The 24068-nt window shown below is 44.8% G+C and carries 19 protein-coding genes and 1 other annotated feature; of the genes, 13 read left to right on the top strand and 6 right to left on the bottom strand.

The window, feature by feature from the left end:
• Nucleotides 1–1545, bottom strand: a complete 1545-nt coding sequence (locus tag E0485_RS12250; protein ID WP_207910971.1) for a response regulator — start codon at nt 1543–1545, stop codon at nt 1–3.
• Nucleotides 1526–3349: a sensor histidine kinase gene (locus E0485_RS12245; RefSeq protein WP_132418326.1), complete on the bottom strand. Its 1824-nt coding sequence runs from the start codon at nt 3347–3349 to the stop codon at nt 1526–1528. The genes E0485_RS12250 and E0485_RS12245 overlap by 20 nt, the downstream gene beginning before the upstream one ends.
• Nucleotides 3350–3884: 535 nt before the next feature.
• On the opposite strand from E0485_RS12245, the gene hisS reads away from it, so the two are divergent.
• From hisS to E0485_RS12215, 7 genes are all read left to right on the top strand, one after another.
• The gene (gene hisS, locus E0485_RS12240; protein ID WP_132418325.1) at nt 3885–5138 is read left to right on the top strand and encodes a histidine--tRNA ligase; all 1254 of its coding nucleotides are present in this window, start codon (nt 3885–3887) and stop codon (nt 5136–5138) included.
• A gap of 18 nt (nt 5139–5156) precedes the next feature.
• A complete protein-coding gene (aspS, locus tag E0485_RS12235) occupies nt 5157–6938 on the top strand; it encodes an aspartate--tRNA ligase (protein WP_207910977.1) in 1782 nt (593 codons plus the stop codon).
• A 71-nt stretch (nt 6939–7009) separates the two neighbouring features.
• Nucleotides 7010–7759: a tRNA threonylcarbamoyladenosine dehydratase gene (locus E0485_RS12230; RefSeq protein WP_132418323.1), complete on the top strand. Its 750-nt coding sequence runs from the start codon at nt 7010–7012 to the stop codon at nt 7757–7759.
• A gap of 213 nt (nt 7760–7972) precedes the next feature.
• Nucleotides 7973–9325, top strand: coding sequence for a cytochrome ubiquinol oxidase subunit I (locus E0485_RS12225; RefSeq protein ID WP_132418322.1), 1353 nt, complete (start codon nt 7973–7975; stop codon nt 9323–9325).
• Complete coding sequence (locus E0485_RS12220; protein ID WP_132418321.1) at nt 9322–10368, top strand: cytochrome d ubiquinol oxidase subunit II; 1047 nt, start codon at nt 9322–9324, stop codon at nt 10366–10368. The genes E0485_RS12225 and E0485_RS12220 overlap by 4 nt, the downstream gene beginning before the upstream one ends.
• Complete coding sequence (locus E0485_RS25900) at nt 10358–10468, top strand: cytochrome bd oxidase small subunit CydS (RefSeq protein ID WP_407944847.1); 111 nt, start codon at nt 10358–10360, stop codon at nt 10466–10468. The genes E0485_RS12220 and E0485_RS25900 overlap by 11 nt, the downstream gene beginning before the upstream one ends.
• 69 nt (nt 10469–10537) lie before the next feature.
• Nucleotides 10538–11854: a replication-associated recombination protein A gene (locus E0485_RS12215; protein WP_132418372.1), complete on the top strand. Its 1317-nt coding sequence runs from the start codon at nt 10538–10540 to the stop codon at nt 11852–11854.
• A gap of 266 nt (nt 11855–12120) precedes the next feature.
• Here the strand turns inward: E0485_RS12215 and E0485_RS12210 are convergent, their stop codons facing one another.
• From E0485_RS12210 to mnmA, 4 genes are all read right to left on the bottom strand, one after another.
• The gene (locus E0485_RS12210) at nt 12121–13305 is read right to left on the bottom strand and encodes an aminotransferase class I/II-fold pyridoxal phosphate-dependent enzyme (RefSeq protein WP_132418371.1); all 1185 of its coding nucleotides are present in this window, start codon (nt 13303–13305) and stop codon (nt 12121–12123) included.
• Nucleotides 13298–14236, bottom strand: coding sequence for a D-alanine--D-alanine ligase (locus E0485_RS12205; RefSeq protein WP_132418370.1), 939 nt, complete (start codon nt 14234–14236; stop codon nt 13298–13300). Before E0485_RS12205 ends, E0485_RS12210 begins: the two co-directional genes overlap by 8 nt.
• A gap of 18 nt (nt 14237–14254) precedes the next feature.
• Complete coding sequence (locus E0485_RS12200; protein ID WP_132418320.1) at nt 14255–15745, bottom strand: aminotransferase-like domain-containing protein; 1491 nt, start codon at nt 15743–15745, stop codon at nt 14255–14257.
• A 154-nt stretch (nt 15746–15899) separates the two neighbouring features.
• Complete coding sequence (mnmA, locus tag E0485_RS12195; RefSeq protein WP_132418319.1) at nt 15900–16985, bottom strand: tRNA 2-thiouridine(34) synthase MnmA; 1086 nt, start codon at nt 16983–16985, stop codon at nt 15900–15902.
• 317 nt (nt 16986–17302) lie between these two features.
• Between mnmA and cymR the strand changes: the two genes are divergently transcribed.
• The 6 genes from cymR to alaS all read left to right on the top strand — a co-directional run bounded on the left by cymR (nt 17303) and on the right by alaS (nt 24020).
• The gene (cymR, locus tag E0485_RS12190; RefSeq protein ID WP_132418318.1) at nt 17303–17722 is read left to right on the top strand and encodes a cysteine metabolism transcriptional regulator CymR; all 420 of its coding nucleotides are present in this window, start codon (nt 17303–17305) and stop codon (nt 17720–17722) included.
• Nucleotides 17723–17736: 14 nt separating this feature from the next.
• A complete protein-coding gene (locus E0485_RS12185) occupies nt 17737–18888 on the top strand; it encodes a cysteine desulfurase family protein (RefSeq protein WP_132418317.1) in 1152 nt (383 codons plus the stop codon).
• A 55-nt stretch (nt 18889–18943) separates the two neighbouring features.
• Nucleotides 18944–19465, top strand: a complete 522-nt coding sequence (locus E0485_RS12180) for a PRC-barrel domain-containing protein (RefSeq protein WP_132418316.1) — start codon at nt 18944–18946, stop codon at nt 19463–19465.
• 11 nt (nt 19466–19476) lie between these two features.
• Nucleotides 19477–19683 (top strand): hypothetical protein, encoded by a 207-nt coding sequence (locus E0485_RS12175; RefSeq protein ID WP_132418315.1) that lies wholly within the window; start codon nt 19477–19479, stop codon nt 19681–19683.
• Nucleotides 19684–19870: 187 nt separating this feature from the next.
• The gene (locus E0485_RS12170) at nt 19871–20947 is read left to right on the top strand and encodes an AI-2E family transporter (RefSeq protein WP_132418314.1); all 1077 of its coding nucleotides are present in this window, start codon (nt 19871–19873) and stop codon (nt 20945–20947) included.
• Nucleotides 20948–21001: 54 nt separating this feature from the next.
• Nucleotides 21002–21245 (top strand) — a binding site (T-box leader).
• A gap of 144 nt (nt 21246–21389) precedes the next feature.
• Nucleotides 21390–24020: an alanine--tRNA ligase gene (alaS, locus tag E0485_RS12165; RefSeq protein WP_132418313.1), complete on the top strand. Its 2631-nt coding sequence runs from the start codon at nt 21390–21392 to the stop codon at nt 24018–24020.
• Nucleotides 24021–24068: the final 48 nt, after the last annotated feature.

Genomic DNA, 24068 nt, shown 5'->3' with positions numbered 1-24068 from the left:
CTAGATGAATATGACAAAACTGTCCTTTTTACTCGCCAAGCGTTCCGCCGTTTTCTGCCTTTTTACTTTGCCTGGTGTTGCCCCAAAATGTTTTTTATACATCTGAATGAAATAAGAATAATCGCTGTAACCGACTGCGCTCGCCACATCCGACACGGAAAGAATGAAATCGCTTTCAAGAAGACTTTTGGCTTTGTTCATTCTATAGGAGAGCAAGTATTGTGAAAAGCTCGTGCCCACTTTATTCTTGAACAGCCGACTCAAGTACGAAGGATCTGTAAAATATTTATTTTTAGCCAAATCTTCAAGGATAATCTCTTGGTGAAAATGTTGCTGCACATAAAGTTTCATATCCTCGGTTATATCAAACTTGGAACTGCTCGATGCAAGTTTGGAGGCTGCTGATTCCATGAGATTAGCTAACTTATCTGCGATCTCATCCGTCGAGTCATATTGGTGCAAGTCAATTTGCTCCACATAGGGCATAAGCTCACCGGTTCTCTTGTTTTCCGATTCAATAAAAGAGTTTAAGATGGCCGTAATCTTCGCACACATATCGTACAATGCGTGCACAGACAATCGCACCTCACTTACTTCAGCAATCAATTTGCGAACAAGCGAAGCAGCATCGCCAAATCTATTGTTGATCACTTTATGATCAATTTGCGTAATCCAATTATTCATCCATTCGTGGTTATAGGGTGTGACCGCTCCCATATCTGACGCATCGAAAACGATGTTGTTCCCCATGATTAATCGGTATAAGACAGCGTGTTTGGCCTCAATGTACGATTTGGCAAGCTCTCGAACATCCCGCTTGACTGTGCTTAAGCCAATTGATAGCACGCCTCCAGCTGTCTCAGCATAAGCTTGTATCACATCCTGCAATATCTGTTGCCGATCACGCAAATGATTATCCTTGGAAGCATCCGTCGCATACATCCATAGAATAACCATGTCCGAATGACGCCGATCATTGCTCAAGACAAACGGGATGCCGCGCATAGATAGCATCCGCCTGGCAATCTGCTTTACAATATCCCGTTGAAGTCCGTCCGCACGCAACACTGCTGTTGTATAAGCGTCAATTGAGCCGAATTCATTCGACTCGGACGCGAAACTTTGCTCTTCATACAAACAGGCTGCTAAACGTTCCTCTAACCAGATTTCCGCAGAAGAAACCTTATGCTCGGATATTCGATTCAGCAGCGCAACCATTTCCTGCCGTTCCACAGGCTTAAGCAAATATTGTTCGGCCTTGAACCGAATCGCTTGCTGCGCATAAATAAAATCGTCATACCCGCTTATAATCACGCTAACAACCGACGGATATTTCTCACGGATAAGTGCAAGCAATTCAAGTCCATCGATGCGCGGCATTCGAATGTCGGAGAACACAAGATCGGGCTTGCATGTATCCATCATCTCAAGCGCTTCTAGACCATCTTCCGCTTCAAACACCTTTGATGCCGAATTCCAATCGAGTATCAGTTGAACAAGCGCTTTTCTCGTATAAAACTCGTCTTCAACGACCAGAATGTTCATCGTCATGCTCCTTCTCCGCCGGTATTTTGATTTCGAAGCACGTTCCAAGATGGGGGGTGCTGCTAACACGGATCCAATATTCATCGCCGTAAAAGTTCTTGATTCGGGCGTGCACATTACGTAATCCAAAATTCACCTTTGTATCGATGGCATCCACTTGAAAAGGATGTTCGAAAATTGCGTTGAGTTCGGCCAATTTCTGCTCGCTTATTCCGACACCATCGTCTTCAATGCAAATATGCAGCGAATGTCCCCTTTTTGTGATCGATAACCGGAGGGTTCCTTTGCCGCCTTTTGGCTCCAAACCGTGATAAAAGGCATTTTCTACAAGAGGCTGTAGCAAAAACTTTAATATTTTGTAAGGATATAACTCAGTATCGATCTCATATATGACGTTAAACTTAGATAGAAAACGAATCTGCTGAATGTTGATGTAATTTTTGATTTGCTCCAGTTCTTTTTCAATCGTTACATCATCGTTGTTTTTGATATTGTATCGATACAAGCTGGCTAGCGACTTTGCCATGACGGAAATTTCATTTAACCTGTTCAGTTCAGCAATGGAGTGAATCACATTAAGCGTATTGTACAGAAAATGCGGGTTGATTTGCGCCTGCAGCATATTCAATTCCGCGCGTTTCTGCAGACGATTGGACAGGATTTCCATCTCTCTGCTCTGTTTTAACCGCAAGATCATGGCATTGTAACTATCTATGAGCTGTCCGATCTCGTCCGTCATTCTTATATTCAAAACAACCTGATCCATATTTCCCGAATCGACTCGTTTCATCGCCTTCCGCAGCTTGTGAATCGGCTTAATAAAGCGCCTCGAAAAGAACAACGCGAGGAAAAAGGCAATAATTAGAGTTAGCAAGCTCAGGATCAGATAGTTGTGGGTATTGTTTAGAAAATTATCTTCTACAACATGCAGCGGAATATATTGAATAATATTCCAATTGGTCGTTTCGTTCACGGTCGAAGCAAACAAATATGTTTCGTCTTTCATGCGAAATTGTACGATTTTCTCTCCCGTGTTTTTCTTGCTCTCAATTTGTGATAAAAGCTGTTGCCATTCCGCATCATTCGAAGCATTCGGTGAATCGTTTGCTGGATAGATCATTTTCCCATCGGCCATAACAACAGTAGTTAGCTGAAGATTGGAGTCGGATATGCCATCGATCAAATTTCGAAACGATTTATAATGAATGTCAACCTTCACGTAGCCTTCCATGTTATTTTTCAGATTCAAGTCAGATAAGTAGCGCACGATCGAGAGCAGTTTTGGATTGCCGTTCATGCTGCTGCTCGCATAAGGCGACGACACGATTATTTTGCCCTTCTGCAATGCCTGTTTGGTCACTCGCTCGATGATTGGCTCTAAATCCCACGTATAGGCTGAAGTGCTATTATAGATCCGATTATTCGGAGCGATAACAGTAACCCCCGCGATATATCCGTTCATGAGCACGATCTGATCCATTGCCCGCATCATATAGTTGGCGTCTTCCAACAATTCCAAGTTTTCTTGCTGATAATTTTTATTCAAAATAGTTTGCAACCTCGTATCCGTTAAATAAAAGTACGAGTTCCGTGCAATATTGGAAATAAAGTCGTTGACGGTCACATTCGTTCTTGTGTTCAATTGCTCCAGAAAGTCTTCATACTTGCCCTTCGTTTGGTAATAAAACTTAAACCCAGACAACAGTAGGGCCGATAATACAGGGATCAGAATAATGATTGAATACGATAACAATAGCTTGACTTGGAACGAGCTATTCGAAAGTTTGCCTACCAACGCTTTCAACACTCTATCATCTCCATCGTTCGATTCGTATTCGGACGCGCTGGTTTTATTACCACATTTTACCACGTGCTACTGTTTGCCTACTAGGGTGTATTCTAGTAAAGTTGAGAATTATTCGATCGATCACTAGAATTGGACGATGTATTTTCTTGACATTCGTATAGATCGTGATTATTATGTAAATAATATATTTGGATAATCCTTTGATCCGATGAAGGGATAAAGTAATTTGCACCCACATATTCAGAGATGAAAGCCTAGGCTGCAAGCTTTCTTATGATGAGCAAGTGAAGGACTTCCCAGAGGACACTTGGTGAACACGGAATTGTGCTTGAATAAAGCAAATAAACGTTTAGTAACTAAACTGCGTAGACGGGCGTTAACCGTATGAAGCAAGACTGATGGAGCTTATGCAATGGCTTATTGGTTTTGGAATGTGGGTGGCACCACGGGTGATTATAAACGAATCTCTCGTCCCTAGCGATTGTAATAATCGTTAGGAACGGGAGTTTTTTTATTTTAGGGGGTCAATGAGATGAGTTTACAGAAACCAAAAGGAACGTCCGATTTGCTCCCGGGAACTGTTGAAAAATGGCAGTATCTCGAGGCACAGGCAAGGGACTTATGCCGTCGCTTTCATTATAAAGAGGTGCGGACGCCTATTTTCGAACATACGGAAGTGTTTGCTCGTGGTGTAGGGGAAACAACGGATATCGTTCAGAAGGAAATGTATACCTTCAATGATAAAGGAGATCGCAGTATTACGCTAAGACCAGAAGGTACTGCAGGCGTGGTACGCGCATTCGTTGAGAATAAGCTGTATGGTGAGCCTGATCTGACGAAATTGTATTATATCGGACCGATGTTCCGTTATGAACAGCCGCAAGCAGGCAGACAGCGTCAGTTCCATCAGTTTGGTATTGAAGCTTTTGGCGCGGTTGATCCGAGTCTGGATGCCGAAGTCGTTGCGCTTGGATATACGTTCTACAAGGAATTAGGTCTTAAGGATGTTACGGTTGAGATTAACTCAGTTGGAACGCCTGCAATCAGAGAGGCATTCCGCAGCAAGCTTCAAGCTTTCTTTGCTCCAGTGAAAGATCAGCTTTGCAAGGATTGTCAGACTCGTTTTGATCGTAATCCGATGCGTTTGCTCGATTGCAAAGTGGATCAAAAATTCTGCGAGGGTGCTCCTGAACTGCTAGAAGATTTGGATGAAGAATGTCGTACGCATTTTGACGCTGTGCTTGGATACTTGGAAGCGATGAAGATTCCTTATCGCATCAATCCACGTCTCGTTCGTGGTTTAGACTATTACACGCATACTGCGTTTGAGTATAAAGCCGCTGGCATTGGCGCAATTGATACGATTGGCGGTGGTGGTCGCTATAACGGACTTGTTAGCCAATTTGGGGGACCGGATCAATCTGGTGTTGGACTTGGTCTTGGGTTGGAACGGATTCTGATCGTTCTGGAAGCACAAGGTGTTGATATTCCTGCACCTAAGCCGCTTGATGTTTATCTGATCGGTCTTGGAGAAGCAGCAGAAAAGGAAATCACTCGATTAGTTCATGAACTAAGAGTTAAGGGCGTTATGGCTGAGAAGGATTACCAAGGTCGTAAAATGAAAGCCCAAATGAAGTCAGCTGACCGTACGAATGCAACTTACGTTGCAATTCTAGGAGATGACGAGCTTGCTCGCGGTGAAATCACCGTCAAAGCGATGGCTACAGGAGATCAACAAGCAGTTGCATTAACAGAGCTTGCAGATTGGATATTAAAGACTAAATAGTGGGGGGAATTAGACATGATGCTGAAAACACATCAATGTGGAGAAATTAGCAAAGAAACAATCGGACAGACCGTTGTATTGAATGGTTGGGTACAAAGAAGAAGAGACCTTGGGGGCGTACTATTCATTGATCTTCGTGATCGCAGCGGTTTAGTACAAATCGTATTTAACCCAGCGTTTTCAGGGGATGCGCTTAAGATTGGCGATCGTTCTCGTAACGAATATGTGCTGGCTGTTAAAGGTACAGTTGTGGCACGTGATCCAGAAACCGTTAATACGAATATGGAAACAGGTGAAGTAGAGGTTCAAATTACGGAAATCGAAATTTTGAACGCTGCCAAGAACCCTCCGTTTTTTATCGAAGATGGCATCGAAGTTGATGAAATGCTTCGTCTTAAATATCGCTATTTAGATCTTCGTCGTCCAGAAATGCAAAAAACGTTAATGCTACGTTCCAAAACAGCGAAGATTTTCCGTGATTTCCTTGACGAAAATGGTTTCATCGATGTAGAAACTCCGATTCTCGCGAACTCAACTCCGGAAGGTGCGCGTGACTATCTTGTCCCAAGCCGTGTACATCCAGGTGAATTTTATGCACTGCCACAATCGCCGCAGCAATTCAAGCAGCTATTGATGGTGGCAGGACTTGAAAGATACTACCAAATCGCACGCTGCTTCCGAGATGAAGACCTGCGTGCAGATCGTCAACCTGAGTTTACACAGGTGGATATCGAGACTAGCTTCCTGACACAGGATCAACTGCTTGAAATGATGGAAGAGCTTGTGGTTCGCCTGATGAAAGAAACGAAGGGAATCGACATTCCTCGTCCGTTCCAACGCCTGCCTTATGCAGAAGCTATGGGCAAGTATGGTTCAGATAAACCGGATCTGCGTTTTGGCTTAGAGCTGGTCGATTTATCCGATTTGCTTGCTAATACAGAAGCTAAAGTATTTGCTAGCACAATCCAGAATGGCGGACAAGTTAAAGCTTTGAACGCCAAAGGCTGTGGTCTATGGAGTCGTAAGGAAATTGACGATTTGACACCATTTGCAATGCGTTATGGCGCGAAAGGCCTTGCCTGGATTCAAGTGAAAGACGGCGAAATGAAAGGACCAATCGTCAAATTCTTGAGCGAGTCCGAGCTGAATGCGATCAAAGAACGTCTTCAAGTGGAAGATGGTGATTTGCTTCTATTCTCAGCTGATAATAAAAAGGTTGTTGCAGATGTGCTTGGTAACCTGCGCCTCAAAATTGGCCGTCAGCTAGGACTAATCGACGATTCCGTTTACAAATTTGCCTGGGTAGTTGATTTCCCACTGCTGTCATACGATGAAGATGCCAAACGCTATGTAGCTGAACACCATCCGTTCACACGTCCGAAGGAAGAGCATGTTGCTTACTTTGATACAGATCCTGGTCAAATCCTGGCACAAGCATATGACTTGGTGCTTAACGGTTATGAAGTTGGCGGCGGCTCGATGCGGATCTACAATCGTGAAGTTCAGGAGAAAATGTTTACTGCACTCGGCTTCTCACTCGAAGAAGCGAATGAGAAGTTTGGCTACTTCCTCGAAGCATTCGAGTACGGTACACCTCCACACGGTGGTATGGCATTTGGCTTTGACAGATTGGTTATGCTGCTTGCAGGTACGAATAATATCCGCGAAACGATTGCATTCCCGAAAACAGCAAGCGCAACTTGTCTGATGACAAATGCGCCTGGACCTGTGGACGATAACCAATTGGAACAACTATCGATTCGTATTGCACGTAAAATGCCAGCAGCTAGTAAAAATTAATCTTAGCGATTGAATAAGGCCCTTCGGGGCCTTTTATTTAGAATAAAAAAAGGAAGAAAGTGAGGTGCGGTATGCTCCATCAATTCTCTAGAACAGAGCTTTCGATTGGACCTGAAGGCTTGGAGCTAATGAAGAACAGCACGATTGCTGTTCTTGGTATTGGAGGCGTTGGCTCGATTGCAGCTGAAGCACTGGCAAGAACAGGTGTCGGCAGATTGATTTTGATCGATAAGGATGTCGTGGATATCACGAACATTAACCGCCAGATTCATGCCTTAACAACGACAGTAGGTCAGCCAAAAGTTGATCTGATGCGTGATCGAATCAAGCTGATTAATCCAGAATGCGAAGTAATTGCCCTTCGTATGTTCTATACAGAGGAAACATATGAGGAATTGTTCAAGTATCCGCTTGATTTTGTTCTGGATGCATCGGATACGATTTCTTATAAAATTCACTTAATCAAACAATGCTTAGCTCGCAAAATTCCGATCATTTCTTCCATGGGTGCTGCTAATAAATTAGACCCTACAAGGTTCCAAATTGCGGATATTTCCAAAACAACGGTTGATCCGCTCGCACGTGTGATTCGGACCAAGCTGCGCAAGGAAGGAATCAAGAAGGGCGTTAAAGTGGTATTCTCGACAGAAGAGCCGATAAAGCCTAGAGAAGACGTGACGAAGAAAATTGTACCTGAGAACGCGCCTGAAATTCGCAAAGCAAAGCAACCACCAGCTTCCAATGCTTTTGTACCGCCTGCAGTTGGGCTCATCATGGTAAGTTCGGTCGTAAGAGATATGCTAAAGAAGCTTGAACAATAAGATAAGAATCATTTAAAGAATCCGATTCACCTTTAGGTGGGTCGGATTTTTTGTGTAAAGAATTAGCGAGTTAATTTTTGGAAACAGTATAAGAGAAGGTGATGAAATGAAGAGTTATCAGAAGCATGAACGCAATTTAATGATCGTTTGTGTGGTCGTAGCAGGAATCCTGCTGCTTGCACTAGCTCGCAAAATGTTCTCGTAATGGAGTGGATGACAGCAATGTATGATGCGGTTTCGTATAGTCGACTATTAACTGAAATCACGCTTGGATTTCATATTATTTTTGCCACGATTGGGGTGGGAGTTCCCGTTATGATTGCATTGGCGGAATGGAGAGGGATTAAGCGAAATGATCCCTATTACATTCTGCTTGCCAGAAGGTGGACCCGTGGCTTTGTAATCACGGTTGCGATTGGAGTCGTTACAGGGACTTCCATTGGTCTGCAGCTTTCGTTATTATGGCCGAGCTTTATGCAAGTTGCGGGGCAGGCGATTGGTCTGCCGCTTTTTATGGAGACGTTCGCCTTCTTTGTGGAAGCAATTTTCCTTGGCATCTACTTGTATACATGGGATCGATTCAAGAACCCGTTTGTACATTTTATGCTCATTATTCCGATTGCTTTAGCTGCATCTGCCTCAGCGTTCTTTATTACTTGCGTAAATGCATTTATGAATACGCCGCAAGGGTTTACCTTGGAAAATGGTGTCATTCGTAACGTGGAGCCGATCAAGGCGATGTTTAATCCTGCTACAGCGACCAAAGTCAGTCATGTTCTGTCCTCTGCCTATATGACGTGTGCCTTCGTGCTTGCTGCGATTGCCGCATTTAGTCTGATCAAAGGTAGAAGTGATAAGGTATATGCACGCAAAGCGCTTAAGTTGACGCTAGTGGCTGGCATTATTTTTGGCATTACGAATGCACTTATTGGGGATTTCTCTGGTAAGTTCCTTGCTGCTTATCAGCCGGTGAAATTAGCTGCAGCCGAATGGCATTTTGAGACGAAGGACAAGGCTGAACTGATTATGGGTGGCTTTCTGACGGAGGATAATGAAATCAAATATGCGCTAAAAATCCCTTATGCCTTAAGCATTCTTGCAGGAGGAAGTCCGAATACGGTCGTTCATGGCTTAAATGAAACGCCTCCAGAATTGCAGCCACCTCTAAGAATTCATTACTACTTTGATGGAATGGTGCTCATTGGTACGTTAACGATTGCAATCGGGGTCGTCTACCTGTGGTTTTCACGTGCCAAAAGAAAGAAGCCTCTTCCGCGCTGGCTGCTAATCGCGATCGTATGCTGCGGACCCTTATCGGTTATTGCGATTGAGCTGGGCTGGATTTATGCGGAGGTAGGCAGATTGCCATGGATTCTAGTTGGCTATATGAAGGTAGAAGATGGCGCAACAACGGCTAATAATGTGCATATTATGCTGCTGCTCTTCTGTCTGCTGTACCTCGTACTGGCGATTTCGTGCATTAAAGTGCTAGCCAAGCTTTTCAGAAACGCACATGTTGCAGATGAATTATTGTCGCTAGGAATTGAGGGAGGCAAACGCAAATGAATATTGATATTCTTGGTATTTCGGTACTTTGGATTTTTCTGTGGGGATATATTATTGTAGCTTCGATTGATTTTGGGGCTGGATTCTTCGGGTTCTATTCAGTGGCGACAGGCAAAAAACATATTACCTACGCCATTATTGAGCGGTATTTATCACCTGTGTGGGAAGTTACGAATGTGTTTCTCGTTTTTTTCTATATTGGGATGGTCGGATTTTTCCCGGATACGGCGATGTATTATGGTACAGCTTTACTCGTCCCAGGCAGCTTGGCGCTTATTCTGCTTAGTATTCGTGGTGCTTACTATGCTTTTAGCAATTATGGGTCCAAGCAAAATGTTTGGTATATGTTCCTCTATGGTGCAACGGGCTTGCTGATTCCTGCAGCATTATCGACTGTGCTTGTGATTTCGGAGGGTGGGATCATACAGGTAATTGAAGGTAAAATTGTACTTCTGTGGAGTGAGCTCTTCAGCAGTTTATATACGTGGTCAGTCATTCTGCTAGCGCTGGTGAGTGTATTGTATATCTCTGCGATGTTTCTGACTTACTATGCCCACAAAGCAAAGGATAAGCCAGCCTACATGATTTTGCGTGGTTATGCGCTATTCTGGAGTTTGCCGACCATACTTGCAAGCTTGTTTGCTTTTTATGCCATATCGCAGCACAATAAGGAACATTTCAATAACATGCTAAGTCTGTCATGGATGTTCATCGCCTCGTTCATTTGTTTTGCTATTGCCGTGTTTTTCGTTTGGAAAGGTCGAAATTTAGGCCTATCCTTCATCATGGTGATGCTTCAATTCGGTTTTGCTTTCTTCGGATATGGACGAGCGCATTTGCCATACATTTTGTATCCCTATATTACGATTCGTGAGCATTTTACGAATGAAACGATGGCCATTGCGCTCGTCGCAGCATTTATTGCCGGCCTGTTCGTGCTGATCCCATCCATCGTATTGCTGCTTCGATTGTTCCTATTTGATGCGGCTTATGTTCGAGGAACGAAGAATAAGAAGGGGGGAAAAGGTAGCTATGGAAAATAATTTTTTCACGTTAATGATCGCGCCTGAACTATGTGTGCTTGCAGCGTTGATCCTGATTTTTGTGTGGGCAGCTATCGCAAAAGGGGAGATCGATGAGTAAGCTCTGCCATGACAATCGCCTGTTCGTTACGCTATAATAGAAGGATTAGATGAATGAGGCGGGTTGATGATGGATTTATTTACATATGCAGAAGCGTCTAATAATCGGGGTTCTGAATTATTAGCCGATCGCATGCGTCCTATTAGTTTAGATGAGTTTATCGGTCAAGAACATATTGTGGGGCCAGGCAAGCTGTTGAGAAGGGTGATTGAGGCGGATCAGATAAGTTCTATTCTGCTTTATGGACCGCCAGGTACAGGGAAGACGACTTTAGCCCATATTATTTCCAAATATACGCAAGGCGAGTTTGTTAAGCTTAATGCAGTGGATGCAACGGTCAAGGATGTTCGTGAAGTCATTGATCGCGCCAAAATGACGAAATCGATGTATGGCAAAAAAACGATTCTGTTTCTAGATGAGGTGCATCGATTCAATTCATCGCGCCAAGATGCGCTGCTGCCTGCAGTAGAAGCAGGCATTATCATCTTCATCGGCGCGACAACGGAGAACCCGTTCCACTATGTGAACGGGGCTTTGCTTTCACGCTCGACGCTGTTTCAGCTCGAGCTATTGACGCCTGCGCACGCGATGATCGCGCTGCGTAGGGCGCTCGCCGACCGAGATCGTGGACTCGGCGGCATGAACCTCAGCGCGGACGACGACGCGCTGGAGCATATTGCGCGCATGGCGAATGGGGACATTCGCCGCGCGCTTCACGCGCTGGAGCTTGCCGCGCGTGCGACCTTGCCCGATGTGGACGGTACGGTCCACATCGATCTTGAGGCGGCGGAAGAATCGATCCGCCGGAGGGTTGCGAAAGCGGACGAGTCGACGCAGTATGACGTCTTGTCCGCTTTCCACAAGAGCATCCGCGGCTCCTCGGATGCCGCGCTGTTCTGGTTTCTCTACGCGGTAGAGAAACTGGGCATGGACCCGATGGTGTTCATTCGCAGGCTAACGGTCGCCTGCTCCGAAGACATCGGGCTTGCGAACCCACAGGCCATGCCGCAGGCAGTGGCGGCAATGGACGCATACCACCGTATTGGCTGGCCTGAGTCGAAATATATCATTTCCCAGGCAATATTGTTTGCGGTGTCGAGTCCGAAGTCGAATGCTGTTGCAATGTCCATCATGCGCTCGATGGATCTTATGAATCAAGTTGGCACAGTAGAGGTGCCGCTGCATCTTTGCGATGCGCATTATGCAGGTGCCAAAGAGCTAGGTCATGTAGGATATTTATATCCGCATGATTATCCCAATCACTATGTGGATCAGCAATATTTGCCGACGAAGATCAAAGATGAAATTATCTATCAAGCTTCCGATCAAGGGATGGAAGAGAAGATCGCAATTAATCAGCGCAAGCGCAGGGCGCAGCGCAAATAAACGGATATGGTAATTTCGCTTGGTAACTTTATCAACAATTAGCATTGTATTTGCGCGGTACATTGTCCTGTGATGGCAACATCGTGCAGTAATGAATTAATTTCATAATACCTTTAGCTGCTTCAATCAAGGCTATATATAGATCAAAACGCTTTAATTTGTCTATATATAGTTTCAATATTATCGTTTTAATGAGTTATGAAATTGATTCGTGATAATCACCGGACTTTAGGTAGTTTATTTTTTCAGTGAATGTGATAGTTTTATCAAACCGGTTGCATCACCTGCATAAACCTAGCCATCCGCTCCAGCACCTTCTCCAAATCGACGAGCGAGGTTGCATATGAGCAGCGAATAAAACCTTCGCCGCCCGATCCGAATACATGTCCCGGCACGACCGCCACCTTCGCTTCCTCCAGTAGCCGAAGAGCGAACTGCTCAGATGACATGCCAGTAGAAGCAATTGAAGGGAAGGCATAGAAAGCCCCCTCAGGCTCGTGGCAGGCCAGCCCGATTGCATTCAAGCCGGCTACAAACAACTTGCGGCGTTCATTGTAGCTCGCCATCATCTCATCCTTGGCAGCCAAGCCATGACGCAATGATTCGAGCGCAGCGATCTGTGCAATGGTAGGGGCGCACATGGCCGTGTACTGGTGGATTTTCAACATGCAGGCTATCAACTCGCGCGGGCCGCAAGCATAGCCTACCCGCCAGCCTGTCATCGCGAACGCTTTGGAAAAGCCGCTAATGACAATCGTACGCTCCTTCATGCCCGGCAAGGAGGCGATACTGACATGCTTTCTCCCATAAGTCAGCTCGGCATAAACTTCATCCGAAATGACAACCAAATTATGTTTAATAATGACCTCTACAATCGGCAACCAATCCTGCTCTGTCATTACTGCTCCTGTTGGATTACTCGGATAATTGATCATCAAAGCCTTGGAATGAGGCGTAATCGCCGCTTGCAGTGCTTGCGGGGTCAGCTTGAACTGCTCCTCTGCCGCAGCCGCCACCTCCACGATTTTACCGCCATGCAGATGGGTAATCGGTTCATAGGCAATATAGCTTGGCGCCGGAATCAGCACCTCATCACCTGGATTGATCACTGTCCGCAGCGCCAGGTCGACGGCTTCACTGCTTCCCACCGTCACGATGATTTCATGCTCAGGGTCGTAGGAGAGCGCGAAACTGCTAGCCAAATATGTTGAAAGCTCCTCCCGAAGCTCTATTAAGCCGGCATTTGAGGTGTATTTCGTCTCCCCTTCACGCAATGCCTGAATGCAAGCTTCGCGTACCTTTTCCGGTGTAACGAAATCTGGCTCTCCGACTCCAAGGGCGATTGTATCTCCGCCTGTTGCATTCAGATCAAAAAAAGCGCGAATTCCCGATGGTCGAATATCTCGTACACGCGAGGATAAAAACCGCCCTGTACACTCTCCACTAAACATATTGCACCATCTCCCATTCCTGTTTCCGCTCATGGAGCGAGCTAGCAATAATACGGTCCAGCAGTTGTGTAAAGGTCATACCTGCTGCAGCTGCGCTCTTCGGAAGCAGGCTGCCTGCGGTCATTCCAGGTAAGGTGTTTACTTCCAGCACGTAAGGTATATCTTGACACAAAATCATATCGACCCTTGCATAGACCTTGCACTGCAGCAGCCGGTAACTAGCAAGCGCGGTCTCGCGCACACGCTGCTGGGTAATGGGAGGAAGCTGAATCACCTTCTCCTCAGCGCCGTCGGCTTCATATTTCGCTTTGTAATCGAACCACTCCGAATGCGCGGAGCGAATGCCGATAATCGGTAATACCTCGCCATCCACAATCGGGCAGGTAAGCTCCGTCCCTTTAATATAAGGCTCAATCAAGATCGTCTGATCCAAATTGCATGCCTCCTGAACAGCCGGCAGCAGCTCCTTCTCATTATGCACAAGCTGGATGCCGATGCTGGAACCTCCCGCATTCGGCTTCACAATAACCGGGTAACCCAGCTGTTCAACCTCCTGCGGATCATAATCGTCCATTCCCTGCCAGCAAAAGCCTGTAGGCGTATGCACGCCCACTGCCTTCAGCAGCATTTTGGACAGCTGCTTATTCATGCATAGGCTGCTTGCCAGGACACCGCTGCCTGTATATGGAATGCCCAGTGTCTCTAGCGTTCCCTGCACCGTACCGTCTTCGCCATATTGACCATGCAGCGCCAATATGGCGAGATCGATGTCTGCTTGCTGAACTTGTGCGATTAAATCAGCTCGCTGATCGATCACAATTGGAACCACCTCATAGCGACTGCGATCCAAATGACTGATCATCTCTTGACCTGTCTGCAGAGAAACCTCACGCTCAGAGGAAATACCACCCATAATAACGCCAATCTTCATCATGACACCTCATTTTTCTTATGAATTAAGAAAGCTACGCGCCTGCTCGCCGATTATCTGAATTCCCCGCTCGATATTTTCATCTGTTACTCGTGAAAAACCAAGCCGCAATGTATTCATCCCTTGGCCTTCTTGAATAAAAAACTTGTCTCCCGGTGTAAAAATAACTCCCTGTTCTGTGCAAGCTTCTAGCAGCTGGCGTGTATTTACCCATGACGGGAAGGTAAGAAACAAGTGCAAGCCCCCATCGCCAGACAGCTGCGCCTCAGGGAGATGTGCTTCACAGCATGCCTTCGTCAGTTCATATTTGCGCTTATATTCCATACGTGCTTTTTTTACATATTTATCGAAATTTCCATTGAGCAAATATTGATATAAAATTGATTGATCAATAGTTGATGTATGAATGGTGCGTGCACGCTTAATGCTTTCCAGAGTGTCGATCAGCTCTCGGTCTCCAAGCACCCAGCCTACTCGTAAGCCAGGGAACAGCACCTTAGAGAAGCTGCCAATATAGATTACTCCGTTCCCACGTGCTGCTGTCGCTATTAAGGGTGCAACATGTGCTCCCGAGTAGCGCAGTTCCTCATTAAATCCATCCTCGATTACCGGAACCTGATAGCGCATCATTAATTTTATAACAGCGCTGCGTTTTGCCGGTGACATGACGATGCCAGTCGGATTGTGATAGGAAGGAGTCAAATAGGCCAAATCGAAGCTGTTTGTCTGCTTCTGCAATACCGCCTCAAGCTGCTCCACATCAATACCGTCACGCTCCATCGGAATGCCGGTAATCTCAAATCCATGCAGTTTCAAATTTTTGATCGCTGTATGATGGGTCGGATTTTCGCAAATTGCCGCTCCGCGGCGCCCAGCAGGGCGAAGTGTCGACAGCACAATATCAAAGCCTTCTGTAAACCCGCTTGTAATCAGCATATCCTTGCCGCTTGTATCGACGCCCTTATTCTCCATATAACGTATCAGGTAATCGATCAGCGGCTTGTAGCCCTTTGCATAGCCGTAGTTGAGCAGCACCTGCCCTTCGATTGCCATCCGATCCATGAAGGCTCGCCTTACATTCCCCAGATCAAACAGCTGCTCATCCGGAGCGATGCTTGTGAACGAGATGGTTCCTTTCTTGGCACGAATGCCCTGCTTCATCATGTCCAGCTCTACAGCCGATACAGCATACTCGTTCATTCTTGCCTTCCAGTCGATCTGCCAGGCGGCAGAGCCGTCAGCTCCCCCGTTATAAGTAGCCAAATGGCCTGCCATAGCGGCCACATAGCTGCCTTTGCCGGGAATCGCATACGTAAATCCGTCATCCTCCAAGCCTTCATAGGCTGCAATGACTGTATTGCGGCTCACCTTTAGCAGACCGCTCATTTCTCGTGTGGAGGGCAGCTTCTGATCCGCCTGAAGCGCCCCTTTTATAATTAAACGTTTGACGTATTCTTTCACTTGTATCGCGACCGGACGGTCACCTACGAACTTGAAATTCTGGAACATCCTTCATCGCCCCCCATCTATAATGATGGCATAGGAGACAAGAGAAAAAAAGAACCACCGTACTGGATTTTTCATCCTTCGGTGGTTCCTTCGCATTTTATCCCCTGTATGTCCTGATATTCGTACATCTCAAGAGCGGTAGTGATCTACGCTTCTATTTATGCACCTTATCAATAATTCCGCCACCCAAGCAAATCTCGCCGTCATAAAATACGACAGATTGTCCAGGCGTGATCGCCTTCTGCGGCTCATCGAATACGACTTTGCAGGTATTGTCATCGATGAATTTCATCGTAACGCCTTGATCGGCTTGGCGATAGCGGAACTTCGCTGTGCAGTGGTATTCGCCTACAGGCTTAGTTGGAGAGATCCAGTTGACATTCACAGCAGTTAAGCCTTTGCTGTATAGTCTAGGATGCTTGTCCCCTTGAACGACGATGAGAACATTGCGCTCCAGGTCCTTATCTGCGACGAACCAAGGCTCACCTGTACCAGCGCCCCCAATTCCTAGACCTTGACGCTGTCCAAGTGTGTAATACATCAAGCCATCATGGCGACCCTTAACTTCGCCATCAACTGTGCACATATCACCAGGTTGAGCAGGGAGGTAGTTGCTGAGGAATTCTTTAAAATCGCGCTCTCCGATAAAGCATACTCCAGTGGAATCTTTCTTCTTGGCGGTAGCAAGGCTTGCTCCTGCAGCAATTTCCCGTACCTTCGGCTTTGGCATATGACCGATCGGGAACATCGCCTTGGATAATTGATACTGATTCAGCGCATGCAAGAAATAAGTTTGATCCTTGCCAGGATCGTTTCCTCTTAATAGAACAAACTCACCGTCACGATTTTCTACTTGTGCATAATGACCTGTAGCAATATATTCAGCACCAAGATCAAGCGCCTTATTCAAGAATTCACCGAATTTAATTTCACGGTTGCACATGACGTCAGGGTTAGGTGTGCGTCCGTTGCGATATTCGTCCAAGAAGTAGGCAAACACTTTATCCATATATTGTTTTTCAAAATTCACTGTATAGAAAGGGATTCCTACTTGATCACATACTCGGCGTACATCTTCTGCATCATCTTCCGCTGTACAATGACCAAATTCATCTGTATCATCCCAATTTTTCATAAATACGCCGATAACCTCATAACCTTGCTCTTTCAGCATGAGAGCAGCTACTGAAGAATCTACGCCTCCAGACATTCCGAGTACAACACGAGGTAATTGACTCATACTAATGATTCCTCTCTTTCACTTGAAGTAAGAATATATATGCGAATCAATTATGAAATTGATTCATGCTTCTTATATATTAGTTGAATTGTTGGTGCTTACGAGCATTCTTCCTATTATAACGTCATTTTGAATAAAATAAAATAATCTGTGCATGTGATGTAACTTTTGTTGTGACAGAAACGTTATATGTATGGTAATATAAAGTTTGATACACTGGGCGTATAGAGTGATTATATGCTTATGAATCAGGCAAACCTAATAAATAGGTGAGCAATCGGATCCTAGTTCAATTATTGTAATGAGGTGCTTTCCATTTGAAAATCTCGACCAAAGGTCGCTATGGCTTAACGATCATGATGGAGCTTGCAACTCGCGTAGGCGATGGCCCAACATCTCTTAAGAGCATAGCTGAGAAACATCAATTATCCGAGCATTATTTAGAGCAGCTTGTTGCGCCGCTGCGCAATGCCCTAATGATTAAGAGCGTTCGCGGGGCGTATGGTGGATATATACTTTCAAAAAATCCTGAAGAAATTACAGCAGGCGAAATCATTCGGGTGCTTGAGGGGCCAATCTCACCAGTAGATTTTACAGAAGAAGATGATCCAGCTAAGCGAGATCTATGGATGCGCATTCGTGATGCGATAGCAGAGGTGCTAGATTCCACAACACTTGCAGATCTGGTTTCTTTCAAGGATTCAGGCAAACACGATAACTATATGTTTTATATTTAAGTCAGGTGACAACTATGAAGGGCATTTACTTAGATCATGCCGCTACAACACCAATACATCCAGAAGTACTAGAAGCCATGATTCCTTATTTGAAGGAGGCATATGGCAATCCCTCTTCCATGCATACGTACGGGCGAGAAACACGTACCGCACTTAATCGGGCACGTGATTTGATCGCGAGTCGCATCCATTGCAACCCAGCAGAGCTTATCTTTACAAGTGGTGGAACTGAAAGCAATAATACGGCCTTATTCAGCACAATGACTGCTTATACAGGCGAGAAGAAACACATGATCACGACCCGTGCGGAGCATCATGCGGTTCTTCATCCATCACATGAACTGGAAAAGTTAGGGTTTGATGTGACTTATTTGGAAGTTGATTCGACTGGACTTGTGAATGTACAAGATGTTGCAGCAGCGATTCGTCCAGATACAGTTTTGATTTCCATTATGTACGTCAATAATGAAGTCGGTACATTGCAGCCTATTGAGCAAATTGGTCAACTAGCGCATGAACACGGAATTGTGTTTCATGTAGATGCTGTACAAGCACTAGGCAAGCTGCCGATTGATTTATCTCTACTACCTGTCGATATAATGAGTATGTCTTCACATAAAATTTATGGTCCGAAGGGAACAGGACTGTTGTATGTGTCGAAGCATATTCCTTTCTTCAATTACATTCATGGTGGTTCGCAGGAGAGGAAGCGTCGCGGAGGAACCGAGAATGTCGCAGGCATTATGGCATTTGCCAAGGCTGTGGAGCTAACAACAAGTGAAGAAGCGCTAGAGAACTGGTCCATTAAAGCGGAAGGCTTGCGCCACACAATGATAGAAGCATTAACCAAACACCTTGGTTCTGATGAATTCGTCATTAATGGGCATCCCGAGCAAAGAGTTCCGCATATTTTGAATATCAGTTTTATAGGCGTGGATACAGAGACACTTCTGATGAATCTGGATCTTGAAGGTATTGCTGCTGCCAGTGGCTCAGCTTGTACATCAGGATCACTTGAGGTATCGCATGTACTGCAAGCGATGAATTTACCAGATAATGTATTACATTCAGCGATTCGTTTTAGCTTCGGAATGGGGAACGATACAAATGATATCGAAACGGCAGCACAAAAAGTTGCAACCATTGTTAAACGAATACGTAAATAATGTAATGGGTGCTATCGTTTCCACAAAGTTGAAACTTAGTGGAGGTTAGATTCATTTGCTGAAAGCAAGACATATTATCGGACTTCCGATCATTTGTTTGCAGAATGGTAAGAGATTAGGTAAAGTATTCGATCTTCTAATTGACCAGGATTGGCAGCTATCTGGCGTTATTCTTAGCCCCAAGGGCTGGTTTAGTCAATGCCAGACCATTTCAAGTAATGATTTTGTAGCATGTGGAGAAGATGCGATTACGATTGAGAACCGCAGTTTCATACATAAATGGAATGAGGATTCAACACAGACGACCTTGCTTGAAGGTCAGCACAAAATCAAGGGGTTGCCGATTATTACGGTGACAGGAAATCAACTTGGTATATTAGAAGATGTTTATTTTAGCAAACAAATGGGTAATAAAATAAAAGGCTTTGAAATTTCCGAAGGTTTCATATCTGATTTAACGGAAGGCCGTAAATGGTTAGCTCTGCCCGATTCAGTTACACGTGGCGAAGAAGCGATCATCGTTCCGGCACGCTGTGAAGAAGAAGTGACTGAATTCTTCGTATCCAAAGAAGAATAGGGTGAAGTAGGATGATGCGTTGTCCAAACTGCAATTCCAAAGATATTGGCAAAATCGGCTCACATCAGTTTTATTGCTGGGGCTGTTTTATCGAATTAACGGTGAATGGTGAGAAAATGTCCGTCTATCAAGTGGAAGAAGACGGCACACTGAGTTCATTAGATGATCTCTTTTTTGAAGAGGAAATTCACCAAGAGCACTTGCATGCTGCTAACTAATATATACGCGTATATGGCTTAGTCTGCTTCTGCTAATCATACGCTGAATTCTTTCCGCAGGACGTACGACTGAATGTATGTATGCGATAAGGATTTAGCGTATTTTTTTGTGCTTATTAGGTTATTTTGGCAAGGTTGTACATATACTTCTATTGCAAGTACTAGCTATAGGAGTGGAGGATCAAGGGTGGAGCGATTATGGAAAAATCGTTGGTTTGCGATCTTAATATTCGTCTTGCTAAGTCTGCTTGTCCTGTACATGCTGATTCAAATACGTCCTCTACTAGTCGGGACTTATGATTTTATAAAAGCTGTGCTTGCGCCGTTTTTTGTCGCAATGATTGTTTCATACGTACTGAATCCCATCGTTAATTTGTTGAATGAACGCAAGGTTCCGCGTACGATTGCGATTTTACTGATTTATGCTGTCTTTTTCACCACTTTGACTGTGATTCTGATGAATATTATCCCTGTGCTAGTGATGCAGCTTAATGAGCTGAATGATCATATGCCAGACATCATGATGCATGGACAATCCATGTTTGACGGGCTAAATCAGAGCAAGCTGATGCCGGGATCTGTTCGAGAAGGCATCTATGCTTCGATGCGGATGTGGGAACAAAATATTTCAGTGATGATATCCAAATTTATCAATGGAATCGGCGGAACGATCAATTTGCTATTTACTGCATTTATCGTGCCGTTTCTTGCTTTCTATATCCTCAAGGATTTCCAGTTGATTGAGAAAACGGCGCTTGCTATCGTTCCAAAGAAGCGTCGGAAAGAAGTGGCCTCTTTATTAATTGATATCGACAATGCACTAGGTAGCTACATTCGTGGACAATTTCTCGTTGGCTTAATCGTTGGCATTCTTGCCTATATCGGTTATTGGATCATCGGGATGCCGTATCCGTTATTATTAGCTGGAATCGTGGCGATTTTTGATATTGTTCCGTACCTAGGGCCATTCTTGGGTGCTGCACCAGCTGTTATTATGGCTTCAACGGTTTCCTGGAAAATGGTGCTGCTCGTCATTCTGATCAATACGATTGTTCAGATCATGGAAAGCAACATTGTATCTCCACAGGTAGTAGGAAGAACCCTCAATATGCATCCACTTATTATTATTTTCGCCTTGTTAGTTGGTGGCGAGGTCGGTGGAGTGGTCGGGCTAATTCTTGCTGTACCGTTTTTTGCAGCGATGAAGGTGATTATCCAGCATGTCTTTAAGTATTATATTTATCGCAAAACGAATCGAATCTAAATGCCATAAGGTACAGATATTGACACTTGATTGACGCAATACTATAATTTCATTGATAAAGCGTTGATGAAACTATAGTAAGCCATAGACCACGTCCAGAGAGAAGATGAGTAGGTTGCTGTGACATCTTCACGTTGAAGGATGGCTGAATGCTTGTTTCGGAGTACGGATCCCAAAATCCGTCGGTTGGAACCGTTATAGTCCGTGCGAAGAGATTGTAATGGGCAATCGTCAATGATGACTTGATCGTTTCATTACAATAACTAGGGTGGTACCGCGAATCATATTCGTCCCTTTTTTAGGGGCGTTTTTTGTTTTTTTGAGTATTATAGAATTTATATTAATTGTGTCATAAATTCTAAGTAATACCTTAAGAAACGCACCGTCTCTAAGGACGGTGAAACCGTTTCTTCATGTATCAATATAGGGGGTATATACAATTATGAAAGCAAGTGAAATTCGTTCGAAGTGGTTAGAGTTTTTCCAAAGTAAGGGACATCATATTGAGCCAAGTGCATCCTTAGTACCGCATAATGATCCGTCATTGCTGTGGATTAACGCAGGTATGGCACCGCTTAAGCCGTATTTTGACGGACGTGTTGTTCCAGAGAATCCGCGTATCGCGAATTCTCAGAAATGTATTCGTACAAATGACATTGAGAATGTAGGTAAAACTCGCCGTCACCATACGTTCTTCGAGATGCTGGGCAACTTCTCCATCGGTGACTATTTTAAAGAAGAAGCGATTACTTGGGCATGGGAATTTCTTACGGATCCTAAATGGATTGGGTTTGATCCAGAACGTATCTCCGTTACTGTATATAAGGATGATGAAGAAGCTTTTGAACTATGGAATAAGAAAATTGGTCTTCCTGCTGAACGTATCTATAAGCTGGGGGATGACAATTTTTGGGATATCGGTGAAGGACCATGTGGACCTTGTACGGAAATCTTCTATGATCGTGGCGAGAAATACGGGGATCTTAATGACCCTGAATGCTGGCCAGGTGGAGAGAATGAGCGCTTCCTAGAAGTATGGAACAATGTATTCTCTCAATTCAATCATAATAAAGACGGTTCTTACACACCGCTTCCGAATAAGAACATTGATACAGGGGCAGGTCTGGAGCGATTTGCATCGATTCTACAAGATGTGGATTCCAACTTCGACACTGATTTATTCATCCCGATCATTGAACATACTTGCCGTATTGCGAATGTAACGTATAAAACGAATGAAGAGCATGACGTAGCGCTTAAAGTAATTGCCGATCATATCCGCACCATTGCATTCGCTGTTGCTGATGGCGTACTTCCATCCAATGAAGGACGTGGCTATGTCATCCGTCGTCTGCTTCGTCGTGCTGTACGCTATGGTAAGGTGCTTGGAATGGATAAACCATTCATGTATCAGCTAACGGCAACTGTTGGCGAGATTATGGGCTCCTATTATACAAGTGTTGTGGAGAAGAGTGCATTCATCGAGAAGGTTATTCGTATGGAGGAAGAACGTTTCCATGAGACATTGTCAGATGGACTTCATATTCTAAGCGAAATGGTAGACAAGCAGCGCGCAAATGGACTGACACAAATTACGGGTGAAGATGCGTTCAAGCTGTATGACACTTATGGCTTCCCATTTGATTTGACTGAAGATTTTGCTGCTGAGCATGGAATGACAGTAGATCGTGCTGGCTTTGATGAAGCGATGCAGGAGCAGCGCAACCGTGCTAGAAACGCGCGCCAGGATGCTGGTTCCATGAAAGTACAAGGCGGCGCTCTCGGTGAATTTACGGATAAAAGCGAGTTTGTTGGATATACTGATTTGGTAGTATCTACTACTGTTATTGCTGTGATTCATGAGAACGAGCTAACAGAGCTAGTCGGAACCGGAGAAACTTGCCAGGTTATTCTAGCAACTACACCTTTCTATGCAGAAAGTGGTGGTCAAGTAGGTGATCATGGTACAATACAGGGAGAGGACTATACGCTTCGTGTTGTTGAAGTGAGCAAGGCTCCTCATGGTCAGCATGTGCATACCGTTATCGTAGAACAAGGTGTATTGCACACGGGTACTCAAGTTGTTGCTACTGTGGATCAAGCAAAGCGTGAGGACATTATCAAGAACCATACAGCTACTCACTTGCTGCATAAGGCACTAAAAGAAGTGCTTGGCGAGCATGTGAATCAAGCAGGTTCGTTAGTAGCACCTGATCGCTTGCGTTTTGACTTCTCCCATTTCGGCTCTATTAGCGAAGCTGAGCTGCAAGACATCGAGCAGCGTGTGAATAAGCAGGTCTGGGCGAATATTCCTGTAGATATCAGCTTAAAGGCAATTGATGAAGCTAGAGCAATGGGTGCTATGGCATTGTTCGGTGAGAAATATGGCGATATTGTCCGTGTCGTTCGTGTAGGCGATTATAGCTTGGAGCTATGCGGAGGCTGTCACGTAAGCAGTACAGGTCAAATCGGTCTATTCAAAATTGCATCCGAATCAGGTATTGGTTCAGGTGTAAGACGAATTGAAGCATTCACAGGCCGCGGTGCTTATGAATACTTGGATTCTCAGCTGAACCTGCTGAAAGAAGCGGCTGATCAGTTGAAGTCGAACATTACGGATGTACCTAAGCGTATCGATTCCGTTCTGGCTCAGGTCAAAGAATTGCAGCGCGAGAATGAATCTTTACGGGGCAAGCTGGGTCGTATTGAAGCGGGTTCACTTACTGACAATGTGAAGCAAGTGCAGGGTGTGAACGTTCTTGCTGCTTCTGTGAATGCATCTGATATGGATTCACTTCGCAATATTGTCGATGAAGTGAAAGTTAAGCTTGGTTCAGCGGTAATCGTACTTGGTGCAGTCGCTGGTGATAAAGTGAATTTAGTCGCAGCCGTAACACCTGATGTGATCAGTAAAGGTGGTCATGCGGGCAAATTAATCAAAGAAGTTGCTGCGATCTGTGGAGGTTCAGGCGGCGGTCGTCCTGATATGGCGCAGGCTGGCGGTAAAGACATTTCGAAGCTTGAAGAGGCCATCGGTGCTGTTCATACGATCGTAGGTCAGATGATTGGCTAATTATATTTTGCTTTTGTAACAGGAATTTAGCGCCTGAGGGCGAATATA

The sequence above is a fragment of the Paenibacillus albiflavus genome (assembly GCF_004344915.1).
Classification (GTDB): Bacteria; Bacillota; Bacilli; order Paenibacillales; family NBRC-103111; genus Paenibacillus_AM; species Paenibacillus_AM albiflavus.
This window is presented reverse-complemented; position numbering and strand designations above follow the sequence as displayed.

Bases quoted from the DNA above. Each gene is read 5' to 3' on its own strand.
- E0485_RS12250 (WP_207910971.1), bottom strand. From the start codon at position 1,545: ATGAACATTCTGGTCGTTGAAGACGAGTTTTATACGAGAAAAGCGCTT.
- hisS (WP_132418325.1), top strand. From the start codon at position 3,885: ATGAGTTTACAGAAACCAAAAGGAACGTCCGATTTGCTCCCGGGAACT.
- aspS (WP_207910977.1), top strand. From the start codon at position 5,157: ATGCTGAAAACACATCAATGTGGAGAAATTAGCAAAGAAACAATCGGA.
- E0485_RS12230 (WP_132418323.1), top strand. From the start codon at position 7,010: ATGCTCCATCAATTCTCTAGAACAGAGCTTTCGATTGGACCTGAAGGC.
- E0485_RS12225 (WP_132418322.1), top strand. From the start codon at position 7,973: ATGACAGCAATGTATGATGCGGTTTCGTATAGTCGACTATTAACTGAA.
- E0485_RS12220 (WP_132418321.1), top strand. From the start codon at position 9,322: ATGAATATTGATATTCTTGGTATTTCGGTACTTTGGATTTTTCTGTGG.
- E0485_RS25900 (WP_407944847.1), top strand. From the start codon at position 10,358: ATGGAAAATAATTTTTTCACGTTAATGATCGCGCCTGAACTATGTGTG.
- E0485_RS12215 (WP_132418372.1), top strand. From the start codon at position 10,538: ATGGATTTATTTACATATGCAGAAGCGTCTAATAATCGGGGTTCTGAA.
- E0485_RS12210 (WP_132418371.1), bottom strand. From the start codon at position 13,305: ATGTTTAGTGGAGAGTGTACAGGGCGGTTTTTATCCTCGCGTGTACGA.
- E0485_RS12205 (WP_132418370.1), bottom strand. From the start codon at position 14,236: ATGAAGATTGGCGTTATTATGGGTGGTATTTCCTCTGAGCGTGAGGTT.
- E0485_RS12200 (WP_132418320.1), bottom strand. From the start codon at position 15,745: ATGTTCCAGAATTTCAAGTTCGTAGGTGACCGTCCGGTCGCGATACAA.
- mnmA (WP_132418319.1), bottom strand. From the start codon at position 16,985: ATGAGTCAATTACCTCGTGTTGTACTCGGAATGTCTGGAGGCGTAGAT.
- E0485_RS12185 (WP_132418317.1), top strand. From the start codon at position 17,737: ATGAAGGGCATTTACTTAGATCATGCCGCTACAACACCAATACATCCA.
- E0485_RS12175 (WP_132418315.1), top strand. From the start codon at position 19,477: ATGATGCGTTGTCCAAACTGCAATTCCAAAGATATTGGCAAAATCGGC.
- alaS (WP_132418313.1), top strand. From the start codon at position 21,390: ATGAAAGCAAGTGAAATTCGTTCGAAGTGGTTAGAGTTTTTCCAAAGT.